The 14,539-nt window shown below is 67.2% G+C and carries 7 protein-coding genes; 5 read left to right on the top strand and 2 right to left on the bottom strand.

Annotation, left to right across the window (positions count from 1 at the left end; translation table 11 throughout):
• Position 1: 1 nt before the first annotated feature.
• The 4 genes from V6F88_RS17440 to V6F88_RS17425 all read left to right on the top strand — a co-directional run bounded on the left by V6F88_RS17440 (position 2) and on the right by V6F88_RS17425 (position 4,298).
• Entirely contained in the window at positions 2-898 is an 897-nt protein-coding gene (locus tag V6F88_RS17440) for a LysR substrate-binding domain-containing protein (protein WP_332611012.1), read from the top strand.
• A gap of 141 nt (positions 899-1,039) precedes the next feature.
• Positions 1,040-2,233 (top strand): CaiB/BaiF CoA transferase family protein, encoded by a 1,194-nt coding sequence (locus tag V6F88_RS17435; RefSeq protein WP_332611011.1) that lies wholly within the window; start codon positions 1,040-1,042, stop codon positions 2,231-2,233.
• Positions 2,230-3,177, top strand: coding sequence for a hydroxymethylglutaryl-CoA lyase (locus V6F88_RS17430; protein WP_332611010.1), 948 nt, complete (start codon positions 2,230-2,232; stop codon positions 3,175-3,177). The genes V6F88_RS17435 and V6F88_RS17430 overlap by 4 nt, the downstream gene beginning before the upstream one ends.
• Positions 3,178-3,311: 134 nt before the next feature.
• A complete protein-coding gene (locus V6F88_RS17425) occupies positions 3,312-4,298 on the top strand; it encodes a Bug family tripartite tricarboxylate transporter substrate binding protein (RefSeq protein WP_332611009.1) in 987 nt (328 codons plus the stop codon).
• A gap of 62 nt (positions 4,299-4,360) precedes the next feature.
• Here V6F88_RS17425 and V6F88_RS17420 read toward each other — a convergent pair whose 3' ends face one another.
• Both V6F88_RS17420 and V6F88_RS17415 read right to left on the bottom strand, forming a co-directional pair.
• A complete protein-coding gene (locus tag V6F88_RS17420) occupies positions 4,361-6,475 on the bottom strand; it encodes a sensor histidine kinase (RefSeq protein WP_332611008.1) in 2,115 nt (704 codons plus the stop codon).
• Positions 6,465-7,127 carry a response regulator transcription factor gene (locus V6F88_RS17415; RefSeq protein WP_332611432.1) on the bottom strand — a complete coding sequence of 221 codons (663 nt, stop codon included), beginning with the start codon at positions 7,125-7,127 and terminating at the stop codon, positions 6,465-6,467. Before V6F88_RS17415 ends, V6F88_RS17420 begins: the two co-directional genes overlap by 11 nt.
• A 310-nt stretch (positions 7,128-7,437) precedes the next feature.
• Here V6F88_RS17415 and V6F88_RS17410 point away from each other — a divergent pair, with 310 nt between their 5' ends.
• Complete coding sequence (locus tag V6F88_RS17410; RefSeq protein ID WP_332611007.1) at positions 7,438-14,496, top strand: autotransporter outer membrane beta-barrel domain-containing protein; 7,059 nt, start codon at positions 7,438-7,440, stop codon at positions 14,494-14,496.
• Positions 14,497-14,539 lie beyond the last annotated feature (43 nt).

Here is a 14,539-nt window from a genome sequence, read left to right as displayed (position 1 = left end):
CATGAACCTTGCCCGTATCGATCTCGTCACCCTCACCTTGTTCGTTGCCGTCGCGCGCCAGGGCAGCATCTCGGCCGGCGCGCGCCAGTCGCATCTGGCGGTAGGGGCGGCCAGCAAACGCATTTCTGACCTGGAGGCTGCCCTGGGCACCGCGCTGCTGTACCGCAACGCGGCCGGGGTGGAACTGACCGACGCCGGCCAGGCCTGCCTGGTGCACGCGCTTCGTGTGTTGCAGGAAGTCGAGCAGATGACGGGCGCGCTGTCCGACTTTGCCCAAGGGGTGCGCGGGCAGGTTCGCATTGCCGCCAACACCTCGTCGCTGACCCAGTTTCTGCCCGAGGATCTGGCCGCCTTCATGGACGGACACCCGGCCGTGCGCATCGACCTGGAAGAACAGAACAGCAGCGACATCGTGACCGCCGTGCTGGAGAACCGCGCCGATATCGGCGTGTTCGCCGACCGGACGGCGGCCGAGGGGCTGACGACCTTTCCGTATCGGCTGGATGAACTGGTGCTGATCGTGCCGCAGCGCCATCCCTTGGCCTCCGAGGCGCAGGTGGCGTTTGCCGACACCTTGGCCTACGACTACGTGGGCTTGCCGCCCGCCACGTCGCTGGCCACCCGCCTGTCCGAGGAAAGCGGCCGTCTGGGCCGGGCAATGCGTTTGCGCATTCAGGTACGCAGCTTTGACGCCATCTGCCGCATGGTCACGGCCACCGGTGGCGTGGGCATCCTGCCGCGCATCGCGGCCGAGCCGCATGCGCGGTCGATGCCGCTCAAGCTTATTGCCCTGACCGACGAATGGGCGCGCCGCTGGCTGCTGCTGGGCGTGCGCGATGCCGACACGCTGACCGTGGGCGCCCGCCTGTTGCTGGCGCATCTGCGCGGCGACCACTAAGGCTGCCACCGCTGCGGGTTTGCCCGGGGTTTCTCGTTCCGGGAATACCCCTTTCCCCGATTGTCCATTCCGCCCCGCGTCGCTTCGCGGGCACACTGCCGCCTATCCATCATCAATATCAAGCGTTGCCAAGGAGGCGAAATGGCTGGGCAGATTCTTGCTGGCATCCGCGTGCTGGAGCTGGGTCAACTGATAGCCGGGCCGTTCGCCGCCAAGACCCTGGCGGATTTTGGCGCGCAGGTCATCAAGATCGAACCTCCCGGGCAGGGCGACCCGCTGCGCAAATGGCGCTTGCTGCACGAAGGCACGTCGGTGTGGTGGGAAGCGCAGTCGCGCAACAAGCAGTCGGTGTGTGTGGATCTGCGCCAACAGGAAGGCCAGGACATCGTGCGCCTGTTGGCGCAACAGGCCGACGTGCTGATCGAGAACTTCCGCCCCGGCACCCTGGAAAAATGGGGTTTGTCGTGGGACGCCCTGCATGCGCTGAACCCGCGCCTGATCATGCTGCGCATCTCGGGCTACGGCCAGACCGGCCCCAAGGCGCGCGAACCGGGCTTTGCCGCCATCGGCGAAGCCATGGCCGGGTTGCGCTACCTGAACGGCGAACCGGGCCGCGCGCCGGTGCGGGCCGGCTTGTCGCTGGGCGACACCATCGCGGGCCTGCATGGCGCGCTGGGCGTGATGATGGCGCTGTACCAGCGCGATGCGCGCGGCGGCGTCGGGCAAGTCATTGACGCGGCGCTGTACGAAAGCCTGTTCAACCTTAGCGAAAGCCTGTTGCCCGAATATTCCGTGTTCGGCGCCGTACGCGAGCCGGCCGGCGCCGCGCTGCCGGGCATCGCGCCGTCCAACGCCTACCCTTGCCAGGATGGCTACGTGTTGATCGCGGGCAACGGCGACGCCATCTACACCCGCCTGATGGCGCGCATCGGCCGCGACGACCTGGGCCAGGACCCGGCCTTGGCGCACAACGACGGCCGCGCCCGCCGCGTTGCCGAAATCGACGCCGCCATCGGGGCATGGACGCAGACCCGGCTGATCGACGACGTGTTGGCCGCCATGCGCGAAGCCGACGTGCCGGCGGGCCGCATCTATTCGGTGGCGGATATTGCCGCCGACCCGCACTACCGCGCCCGCAATGCCATCACCACCGTGCAATCGGCCGCCGGCGTGCAGGTGGAAATGCCGGCCGTCTTTCCGTATCTGTCCACCAACCCCGGCGCGGTGCGCGAACGCGCACCCACGCTGGGCGAACACACCGATGCCGTGCTGGCGCAGGCGGGCTTGTCGAACGAACAACGCGACGCGCTGCGCGCCAAGGGAGTGATTGCATGAACGCCGGCCCCGCCAAGATCGAGATCAACGAAGTGGGCCCGCGCGACGGCCTGCAAATTGAAAAAGCCCTGGTCGCCACCGACGACAAGGTCGCCTTCGTGGACGCCTTGTCCGACTGCGGCTTTGCGCGCATCGAAGTCACCAGCTTCACTTCGCCCAAGGCCATCCCCGCGCTGGCCGACGCCACGGACGTGATGCGCCGCATCCGCCGCCGCCCGGGCGTGATTTACACCGCGCTGGTGCCCAACATCCGCGGGCTGGAACGCGCGCTGGAAGCGGGCACCGACGAGATGAACCTGGTCATGTCGTGCAGCGAAACACACAACCGCGCCAACCTGCGCATGACGCGCGAGCAGTCGTACGCGGAACTGTCGCAGGTGCTGGCCGCCGCCGCCCGCAGCGGCACGCCGTGCAACGTGTCGCTGTCCACCGCCTTCGGTTGCCCGTTCGACGGGGACGTGGCCGTGGACCAGGTGCTGGACCTGGCTGCACGGCTGGCTGACGCTGGCGCCACCGGCATCACGCTGTGCGACACCACCGGCATGGCATTCCCGACGCAAGTGGCCGCCTTGTGCGAACAGGCGTCCGCGCGCCTGCCGGGCGTGGCGCTGACGGTGCACCTGCACAACACGCGCGGCATGGCGCTGGCCAACGCGATGGCCGCCTGGCAGACCGGCATCACCCGCTTTGACGCGGCGGCCGGTGGCCTGGGCGGATGCCCGTACGCGCCCGGCGCCAGCGGCAACGTCAACACCGAAGAACTCGTGCACATGTTTGCCTGCATGGGCGTGGACACAGGGGTGTCGCTGGAGCCATTGCTGGCCATCGTGCGCGGCTTGCCGGCGCTGGTGCAGCGCGATCTGAGCAACGCCTTGCTGCAAGCGGGACCACGCTTGGCAACGCATGCCGCGCCCGAGTGGCTGGCCGAGAGATTTCCGCAGTAGCAGTGATGCAGTGAAGTACCGACGCAGTGAAGTACCGACGCAGTGAAGCACCGATGCAGCGCGGCCCTTGCCCCGCGCAGCCGTTTCATCCGTTTTGTTTTGACCACACCTATAAAAAACCAAGGAGACATCCCATGGCATTGCCCAGCCTGCCCACCATCCTGCGCGCCGGTATCGTCGCCGCGCTCACCGTCGGCGCCAGCGCCGCCAGCGCACAAGCGGACTTTCCCAACCGCCCTGTCACGCTGATCGTGTCCGCCGCGCCCGGCGGCACCACCGACATTGCCGCCCGCCTGATCGCCCAGCCCCTGGGCGCGGCGCTGGGCCAAAGCGTCGTCGTCGAGAACAAGCCGGGCGCATCCGGCGGCATCGCCGCGCAGGCAGTCGCCCGCGCCAAGCCCGACGGCTATACGCTGCTGCTGCAATACTCCGGCTTCCAGGTCATCACGCCCCACGTAACGCCCGCCGCCGGCTGGGACCCCATCAAGGACTTTGCCCCCGTTGCCAACGTGCTGTCCGCGCCGCAAGTGGTGGTGGTGCGCCCGGACCTGCCCATCAACTCGCTCAAGGAACTGGTGTCGTACGCCAAAGCCAACCCGGGCAAGCTGAACTACGCGTCGTCCGGCAACGGCTCGCTGCAACAGGTGGCCACCGAACTCCTGAACCAGATGGCTGGCACGCAGATCACGCACATTCCCTACAAGGGCACCGGCCCCGCGCTGAACGACCTGCTGGGCGGCGCCGTGGACATGACCATCACCACGCCCCCCCCGCTGTTGGGCCAGATTGCCGCCGGCAAGCTGCGCGCACTGGCCGTCACCGGCAAGACCCGCCTGCCGTCCCTGCCCAACGTGCCCACCGCCGCCGAAGCGGGCTACCCCGACCTGATCGTGTCGTCGTGGTTCGCCATGTACGCGCCCAAGGACACGCCCGCGCCGGTCGTGGACAAGATCGCCGGTGAAATCCAGAAGATCATGAAGACGGACGCCTTCCGCCAGAAGGCAGCCGAACAAGGCGCCGAAGCCATCTTCATGGGGCCGAAGGAACTGGGCGCTTACACGCAGTCGGAACTGGACCGCTGGGGCAAGGTCGTCAAGGCCGCGAACATCACGGCGAATTGATTCGAGGTGGCGGCGTCAGGGTGGAAGGTCCGGCTGCGCAGAGGCAGCCGGCATCGTGGCGATCAACGCAGGTTTTCCAAGCACGCGCTTGGCACCGAACGGCTGGACACGCGGGTCTTTGCAACCTCACCGTAGTTCTGGGACAAAGGCAGCCACAGTTTGAACAGCGTGCCGCCCGATAGCGGCTGCCAAGCGCAACGCGCCCCTAATACCGCTACGCGATTGCGTATATTGGCCACGCCGCGCCGCCCCGGCAATGGCACCTCCGGCGGCGGCGGCATGAAGGGTCGGCCGTTGTCCTGCACGCACACCCACACGCCGACATCCCCGGCGTCGCCGGTGCCACCCGCGGCCGTCGTCGCTTCGGCGGTGGTGACGGTGATATCCGTGGCGTCGCTGTGCTTGACGATATTGGTCAGCACCTCTTGCAGGATACGCAGCACATGCAGGGCGCTTTGCGCGTCGAGCCACTGCAACGGCGGCAGGTCGCTCATCCGCCAACGCAGCGTGATTCCGGCCCCGGTCAACCGGGGGCCCATACGAAACCGCAAGGCCCCCAGCAAGGCCAACAGGTCGGCATCGGTGATTTCCAGGGAATCGATGGCGATCTTCAGGTCGTCGATGCATTCGCGCAGAACCTGAGCGATGTCCAGCGGCGCGCGCCCCAGCTCCACCTGGCGCAGCGCGCTCATCAGGGAAGACCCCACGCCGTCATGCATCTCGCTCATCAGGCGTTGGCGCTCGTTCAATAGTGTCTGCTCGCGCTCGGCGACGCGCAGGCGCTCGTGCGCCTGGACCAGTTCGCGCTCTTGGGCGGCCAGTTGCTCGGCCAGCACCGCGCGGGCGCGCGCGGCCACCGCCAGCGCACGGGTGTAGCGCGTGAACGCGACATACACGAACAGGGTGAGCAGGCCCAGATTCACATAGGGCGTCAGGTAGATGCCTTCCATGTCCATCTTGAAGCTCTGCATGCGCAGGTCATGCCAGGCCATCAGCAAGGACACGGGCCCCCATGCGGCCAGCAGCACATTGGCGCGGCTGCGTTCATGCCAGGCGTTGGCGATGGCTGCATAGATCTGCGCCAGGGCCGGCGGCAGAATTGCCAGGCGTTGCACGGCCAGAATCCCGGGACGATCCGCCCACCAATAGGGCAACGTCGCGACGACGACGATGGCCCAGTACACCAGCAGGACGCGGCCCAGGCGCGGGCGGGGACGATGCTGCACCATGCCAAGAAAATAAAAGCCGCAGACGGGTACGGTGACCATGCCCACCAACGTCATCCACGAGAACCAGGCGAAACTCATGGCCAGGCCCGCGTCGTCCACCAGGAACAGCAAGGCTGCCAGCGCCTGTGCGACCGCCATGCAGAAGAACAGCGCGAACGGCCACGCCCCGCCGGCCGGCGCCAGGCTGGTATCGCGACGGCGGTTCGTGCGCAGCCAGATGGCGATGCCCAAGGCAAAGAATCCCAGCAACAGGAAAGAGCCACGCCAATAGGTCGGCAGCGCCGTCTGTAGAAACGTGCGCCAGCGCCAGGACGGCAACAAGTCGGCGGTCGGTCCGACCCACATCGAGGACAGCGCGCCGCCCGTATTCGGCTGGTTGGCCACGCGCACGTACACCCATGCATCCTTGTCCGGGTGCAACAGGCCAGCCACATCCACCCATAAAGGATGATTGAAATTGTTCCAGGCGCGGTCGCCGCGCGATTGCCAGGCGCGCTGTCCGTTCACGTATACCGCCAGCGTGCCGGTTGCCTGCCAGCGTGGGGCGTATAGCCGCAACTGCGGCGTCGGGAAGGCCGTGGCGGGAATATGAATCCGGTACCACTGCACCTCGGCACGGTCCGCCGATCCCGGCGCGGCTCGGGGCCACGGCGTTCGCGGCCGCGCATGCGGCAGGCGTACCGGCTGCCAGTCGGCGTCGGCGGCATTGATGGCGCTGTCCCCGGCGTCCAGTTCAGCCATCGACACCGGCTGCGTCCACGCCGTGCTTGATGACGACCACATCTGCGCTTCGGTGAGATGGAGCACGGGCGACTGGGCGTGCGCCAATCCGCAAACAGCCAGCAGAAAAAACCCCAGCATCGACTTGAGCACCGCGTCCCAATGACCGATGGCCACCCACGGCCACGTCAGCCGGGGCCACGTCGCGCTTGGCAGTTCAGTCTTCACTGAGCCACCCGTGTCGCGCGCCCTCGCGCACCGCTTCGGCCCGCGAATTCACTTGCAGCTTGGTATAGATACGCCGCACAAAGGTCTGCACGGTGTGCGGTGAGACGCCCAAAGCGCTGGCGACTTCGTCCACCGTGTAGCCCCGCGAGACCAGGCGCAGCGTCTCGGCTTCGCGCGCCGAAGGCGATACAAGGGGCGCGCATGCGGGGGCCGCGACAGCTTCAACGGGCGCCGTTTGCGCGGTGTGTCGCAATAGAAGCTTCCTGGCCACCATGGGGTTGATCGGGCTGCCTCCGGCATGCAGGCTGCGGATTTCGGCGACCAGTTCCTGCGCGCTCAGGTCCTTCAGCACATAGCCCATCGCGCCCGCTTCGATGGCGCGCAGGACGTGCGTCTCATCGCCAAAAATGGTGCTTACCATCACCGCGCAATCGGGCCAGGCTTGCCGCGCCGCGGCAATCACATCCAGGCCGGAGCCGTCGGGCAAGCCCAGGTCCACCAGAAGCACGTCAAGCGGCTGGCGTGGTAGCAGGGACAAGGCTTCGCGCCGGTTGGCGGCCATCCACACCATGCTTAATCCCTGCGCGGTCTGGACGGCGTGCGCCAAGGCCTGTGAGCAAACCGCGTCGTCTTCGACCGTCGCTACACGTATGAGACTTTGGCCGGCTGCCGATGCGCTGCCCGCGCGCGGCGGCGCTGCGTTCGTGTGGGGAGGTTGCGCCGCCTGTTCAGACCTTTGTTCAGTGTCTTTTTTTCGCATCAAGTGATCATCGGACGGCTTCGATTCATATCGAACATCGCGCACGGGGTCTCTAGAATGAGCCCCGCTGCAAGCATGAGCGGGAAGTCTGCCTTCATCGGCTGGTTCCGTCATGTCCTTAGTTCTAGGGACATACAGTGTTGCACAAGTTTTTTATGCTGCGCCAGCCACCTTAACGCTCTCTTGATAACCGGAAGACTGCATGACCAACCGCCGGGCTTACCTTCGCGTGACCACGCTTTCAGCCGCGATTGCCGGCGCCTTTCTGGGCGCCACGGCGTCCGCCCAGACGTACAACTGCGGCGGTAGCAGCGGCGGGCTGTCGTGCAACACGTCAGGCACTTCCGGGCAACCCGTCATATTCCAAGCCGGCAACTACAACCCCGTTCCGCCCATGAACGCAAGTGCCAGCGCGGACATCACGGTGACGGTCGGCGCTTCAACCAAGGCCGCGCTGGAGGTCTTGTCGATAGGCGGCAACGGCAATCCGGGCGGCACGCTGACCGGTACCGACACACAGGGCCTGACCGTGATCAACACAGGCAACCTGACGTTGCAGTCCGCGGGCGGGTCGATCGTCAGCGACGGCAACCTCTACGGGCTTTTCGCGCAGATGCAGGGCGGCAATGCCGCCAGCAGCAGCAACGGCGACTATGGCGGTAATGGCGGCGTAGCCGGCCGGTCGCAGACCGAGATCCTGTCGGTGACCAATCACGGCGACGTCAGCATCAACCTGCCCAACGTCACGGTGGCGGGTGGCGCGGCCGTGGGCGCGCTGAGCCAGGGCGGCGCCGGTAGCGGCACGACGGACGACCATAACCCCAGCGGGGCCGGCGGCCAGTCGGCGGGGGCGTCCATCGTCAATACGGGAAGCATCAAGGTCAACCTCGCGGGCACGGGCCGGTACGCAGGCATCCTGGCCTCCAGCAGCGGCGGAAATGGCGCCGACCAATACGACGGCGGCGCCAACATGGGCGGCGGCGGCGGCAGTGCCGCGGTCACCAATTCCGGCAATGTGGCATTGAACTGGGTCTGGGCCAACAACTCGGCGGCCTCGTCCGCGCTGTATGGCGTGCTGGCTCAATCCACGTCGGGCAATGGCGGCGATTCGACCGACAAGGGCCTGGGTAATGGCGGTGCGGCCGGCATCGGTGCCGCCAGCGACCTTAGCGCCAAGGTCACGCTGCTAAGCGGCGGCAACGTCAGCGTCACCCAGGGCGGCACGCCGCCGGCCCCTGGGGCGGGCGTGGCAGCCATCATCCTGGCGGGCAACGGCGGCAATGGCCTGGCCGACGAAGACGACACCTTGGGCGGCAATGGCGGCAACGCGGGCAGCATCAACGGCTCGCAGGTTCCCTTGCAGATCAACGTGACCGACGCCAGCGTTTCAACAACGGGCAGCCAGTTGCCGGCGTTGCTGGTTTCAGCGCGCGGCGGCGCCGGCGGCGGCAACTTCAACAGCGGCAGTTATCACGATCGTAATGGCGGCCTGGGGGGTCAGGCCGGGGACGCGGGGGTATGGGTGACCACGGCCGGCACCGCCATCGCCCTGTCCACCACAGGCGACCATGCCTCGGGCATTCAGACGTCGCAAGTGGGCGGTGCGGGCGGCGCGGGCGGGTACTACGGCGGCGACGCGTTGGGGTTTGGCAGCAGCAACGCGGGCAATGGCGGCAGCGGCGGCAATGTCGGCAGCCTGACGGTCAAGTTGGCGGGCAGCAAGGCCCTGCCCATTACCATCACCACCGCAGGGGAGGACTCCCATGGCATCTACGCGGTATTGCAGGGCGGCCAAGGCGCTGACGGCGGCACGCTTACCGGAACGATCGGCGGCGGTTCAGGCGGCGATGGCGGCGCCGGCGGCTCGACGGGTTCGATGAACGTGACCCTTACCGGCACATCGATCTCGACGCGGGGCGCGAACGCCTTCGGCATTCTTGTGCAGAACCTGGGCAATGACGGCGGCACCGCCGCGTCCGCGACAGGGACTGACGTCCAGGGGGGCAACGGCGGTAACGGTGGCTCGACGGGCTCGGTGACGATATCGACGGATGCAAACACGGCCATATCGACGCAGGGGCAAGGCGCGCCCGGCATCCTGGCGCAAACCGCCAGCGGCGCCGGCGCCAACGGCGGCAATGGCAACGGCCAGTTGAGCGGCGTGGACGGCAGCGGTGGCAACGGTGGCTCGGCGGGCGCGATAACCGTGGCCAACGCCGGCGCGATAACGACCGCCGGCACGGACTCGGTCGGCCTCATGGCGCAGTCGCTGGCGGGCGCGGGCGGCGCCGGGTCGGTGGACTACGGCATTTTCTACAGCAAGGGCGGCACGGGCGGCGCAGCCGGTTCAGCCGGCGTCATTACCGTGACGAACACCGGCGCCATCAACACCAGCGGCACCATGGCGATGGGCGTCCTGGCACAGTCCATCGGCGGCAGCGGCGGCGCGGCGGGAAGCGCCGGCGGCCTGGGTGTTTCGCTGGGTGGCGATGCCACCACCAATCCGTTCGAGTCCAATGCCAACACGGTGACCGTCAATGCGTCCGGAACCATCACCACGACGGGGCTGTCCGCGATAGGTGTCCTGGCGCAATCCATCGGCGGCGGCGGCGGCGCGGGCGGTGCTACGCAGGGGCTGATCAGCGTTGGCGGCACCGGCGGCAAAGGCGGCTCGGGCGGCACAGTGATCGGCACGCCCACCAACCTGACACTCGGCACCAGCGGCGACAACGCACATGGCTTGGTCGCCCAATCCATCGGCGGTGGCGGCGGCAACGGGGGCAATGCCAGCAGTTTTGGCATTTTCCATTCGGTGGCCGTTGGCGCATCGGGCGGCGACGGCGGCACGGGCGGGTCCGTCGTGCTGAACTTGAACAATTCCAATATCGTCACCCAGGGAACCAAGGCGGCAGGCCTGATCGGCCAGTCCATCGGCGGTGGCGGCGGCACGGGCGGGCAGGCGTTCGCTTATAGCGTCGGCCCGCTGGCCACGGTAGCCGTGGCGGTGGGCGGACAAGGCGGCACCGGCGGCGACAGCGGCGTCGTCAGTTCGCAGATGGTGGGCGGCAGCATCAAGACGGGCCAGACCTCGCGGCTGGTCAACGGCACCTGCGCCGACCCGTGCCTGACGGCGAACGCGCAGCCCATCGATTCGTTTGGCGCCGTCATCCAGAGCATAGGTGGCGGCGGCGGCCTGGGCGGTAATGCCACGGCGAAGGCGGCGGCAATCGGGATCCCGGTGACTGAAGCCGGCACACAGGTTTCGATTCCTGTTTCGGTGGCGGTCGGCGGCACTGGCGGTATCGCCGGTGATGGCAACTACGTGACCTTTGCCGCAGCGCAAGGCGCACAGATCGAAACCAGGGGCCAGGGCTCGCACGGTGTGTTGATCCAGAGCATCGGCGGCGGCGGCGGCGCGGGCGGCGACTCGTCGTCGCTGGCCGCTGCGCTGGATTACGGCGGTACGGTGCCCGAAGGCGCGTTCTCTTTATCCTTGAATGTGGCCGTGGCCGTGGGTGCGGACGGCGGCGCTGGCGGCAACGGCAATTCGGTGTGGAGCGCCCTGGGGGGCCTGGTCAACGTATCGGGCGGGCAAGCGACGTTCACGGCCGATCCGGCCGGCACCGCAAGCAGCTCAATCGCAACCTACGGCGATTATGCCAACGGCATCACCGCGCAATCGATCGGGGGCGGGGGCGGCAACGCCGGCTTCGGCAGTGCAAACACGCAAGATTTCGGCACCGGGTCCGTCCTGACGGCCAGCATCGGCTTGGGCGGTTCCGGCGCCGGCGGCGGCAATGGGGGCCTGGTCCAGGTGGAGGTCTTGCCCACGGGGCAGATCCAGACGGCGGGATCCGGCGCCATGGGCGTACTGGCGCAGAGCATTGGCGGCGGCGGAGGTGCGTCACAAGGCGGTTCCTATAACTTCGTTGGCCTGGCCCTGCACGTATCACCGTCGTTCGACGTCAAAGTGGGCAAGACGGGCGGGGCCGGCGGCGCGGGAGGCGCCGTTGGGGTGACGGTCGGCGGCAACATCGCCACCTACGGCGGTGACGCCGCGGGCGTGCAGGCGCAGTCCATCGGCGGTGGTGGCGGCCAAGGGGGATCGGCGGGGTCGGATGGTTCCGCGGACAATCCCATCGTGTCCATTCTTGATGGGCGCGTCGATGCCAAGGACGTGCTTCAGGATGCGTACCAGAAGCTCTTGAAAGAGAAGCCGCCCAACTATCAGCTCAACCTTAATCACGATGTATCGATTGGCGGCGCGGGCGGCGCAGGCAATACCGGTGGCACGGTCACGGTGAATCTGGATCCCACGGGCACGATCACCACCGCGGGCGATTGGTCTGCGGGGATATTTGCCCAGAGCATCGGCGGCGGCGGTGGTAAAGGGGGCGGCGCGCTTGCAACGGGCTCGGGCTGGGTGGATCCGACGAAAGTCGACGTGAACTCCAACTTCAGCGTGGGCGGCGATGGTGGCAAGGGCTCAACCGGCGGCAGTGTGACGACGGCGCTCAATGGCGGATCGATTGCCACCAGCGGCTATGGCGCGGCCGGCATCTACGCGCAGAGCGTGGGCGGTGGCGGCGGCCATGCCGCGGACGGCTCGGACGGCTTTTTCGGCACCCTCGCCGTCGGGGTCGGCTACGGCGGTTCGGGCGGTGGCGCGGGCAATGGCGGGGCCGTCACCCTTTCCACCGCTGCGGGCGCCCCGGCCAACATCACGAGCATCGGCACGCAAGGCGAAGCGGCGTTCGGCACGGTGCTGCAATCGGTGGGCGGTGGCGGCGGCTTCGCGGGTGCGGGTACCAGTGTGCGGGTTGCCGTGGCCGACGATCCCATACCGGCCATCAAACTGTCGACCGGCCAAGCCCAGAATACAAGCGAAGGCAACGGCGGCGCCGTGACGCTGCAAGACAACGGCGCCCTGCGCATCACGACGCAGGGCAACAACGCGTTTGGGGTGCTGGCGCAAAGCGTGGGCGGCGGCGGCGGGATCGTCATCAACTCGCAAAATCAACAAGCGACCGCCGGCATCAACACCAGCATTTTCGGTAGCGCACCCGAGACCGGCGCGCAGGCTGACGGCGGCACGGTGACTGCCAGTCTTGGCGCACAAAGCTGGATCAAGACTTTCGGGGCCGGATCGCATGGCCTGGTCGCCCAATCAGTGGGTGGAGGCGGTGGTTTGGTCGGTCTGCCGGGCACCGCGCCCACCCTCACTGTGGATGCAAGCCAAGCCGGTTCCATATCCCCGGGCAACGGGCAAGGCGGCAACGTCTCGGTGACCAACAACGGCATCATCGCCGTGACGGGCGCCGGCGCCATCGGGATCCTGGCGCAAAGCGTCAGCGGGGCCGGTGGCCTGAAGCTGGCGGCGGATGGGAATACCGTCTATGCAGGATCGGGCACTTCGGGAATGCTCAGCAACGCCACCGTCAACGTCACGGTCGGCGCCAATGCAAGCGTCTCGTCAACGGCGGTCAACGGCATCGGCATCTTCGCGCAGAACGCCAATGGAAACGGCGTGACCCTCACCATTGACGGCAGCGTTACCGGCGGCTCCGCCTCCCAGGAAGCAACCGCCATATGGACGGACAGCGCGGCCGACAGCATGATGAACATCGCCGGCACGGGCTCGGTGGTCGGCGCCACCGCGGTCTGGGCCACCACCGGCCTGATCAATATCAACAACGCCGGCCTGTTGATGGGCAACGTCTACCAGAACGGCGGCGGGATGACGAATACCGGCACCTTCTCGTCCGGCGCGCAATACGTCGGGACATCGCTGCAAAACAACGGCCTGGTTGCGCTGGGCGGACGCGAAGGCACTTACTGGGGTTACGACCGGACCCGTTTCATCGCCACGAGCTTCAACACCACTTACACGCAGTCCGCGCAGGGCACCCTCAAGGTGGGGGCCGACTTCGACAAGATGGCATCCGACTTCGTGACCATCAACGGGCCCGCCACCCTGGACGGCAAATTGCTCGTGGCGCCGCTTGCGCTGTTGCCGAATCGGGAACTGGCCGTACTGAACGTCAATGGCGTGCAGAGCGGCGCCCTGACCGCATCGGATTCCCCGGTGGTTGACTACGAAGCGCGCCAGGATGGCGGCACGACCCACGTGCGCTCTGTCGGCGCGAACTTCAACGCGGATTCGATGCAGTTAAAGCGCAACGCGACGGGTCTGGCCAGCCATCTGCAACGTGATTGGGATCAAGGCGGGTCCGCCGAACTTGCCAAGCTGTACGCGGTGCTGGACGCGGCCTCGCGCCAAGGCGCCGGCTCGTACCAGAATCGCCTGTCGGACCTGTCGCCCGGCGTTGCGCTGGCGCCCGCCGCGCAGATGCAGTTGGGCATGGCGCGCTTTACCGGCGCGATGATGTCCTGCCCGACGTTCGTGGGAGACGGCCCGATGACCAAGGAGCAGGATTGCGTCTGGGGGCAGGTCACCGGGCGCAATACCAACCAGGACGGCGGCAACGGCTCGTCGGGATTCTCGCTGGACAGCGTCACGTACCAGCTGGGCGGCCAGCGGCGGATTGCGCCGGACTGGTATCTGGGCGGCTCGTTCGCCTACCAGAACTCGCATCTTCGTGGCGACGATCGACGCGTCACCGGTTCCGGCGACACGGGGTATGCCGGCCTGGTGCTCAAGCGCGAAGCCGGGCCTTGGACCATTTCGGGCGCGCTGGGCGCAGGCTATGGGTCGTATGACCTGAACCGCAATCTGGCGATTCCCAACTTCAAGTCGCAAGCCACGGCCAAGCCCGACGTGTACAGCTTCGGCGCGCGCATACGCGTGGCCAGGACCTTTACCGACGGCAACGTCTACGTGAAACCCTATGTGGATCTGGACGCGACCTACTCGCGCATGTCCGGCTACGAAGAGTCGGGTGACGCCCTGCATCTGAAGGTTGCCGGGAGCGATCAGATGGTCTTCGGCCTTGCCCCCACTTTGGAAGTTGGCGGACGCAGCGAGCTACCGCAGGGCGCCGTGTTGCGGCCGTTTGCCTACGCAGGCGTGTCCCTGCTGTCGGAGGATGGCTGGAAGACCAAGTCCAGGCTCGCCGGCGCCCCTGACAGCGCGGGCAGCTTCACCACCACGATGCCCACCGACAATGTGGTCGGGCGCATCGGCGCGGGCTTCCAGGTCACGCACGCCACCAAGCTGGACTTCAGGCTGCAATACGATGGCGAGTTCGCGTCCCGGGGCAACAGCCATTCGGGATCGCTGAAGATGGCTTACCGGTTCTAGAGTTATGCTTGGCTCACTGGCCGCCACCCCGCATTGCCGGGCC

Source organism: Achromobacter sp. ESBL13 (assembly GCF_036668755.1).
In the GTDB taxonomy this organism is placed as follows: domain Bacteria; phylum Pseudomonadota; class Gammaproteobacteria; order Burkholderiales; family Burkholderiaceae_B; genus Achromobacter.
Note: the sequence above shows the minus strand (reverse complement) of the source record. Positions and strands in the feature narration are given on the sequence as shown.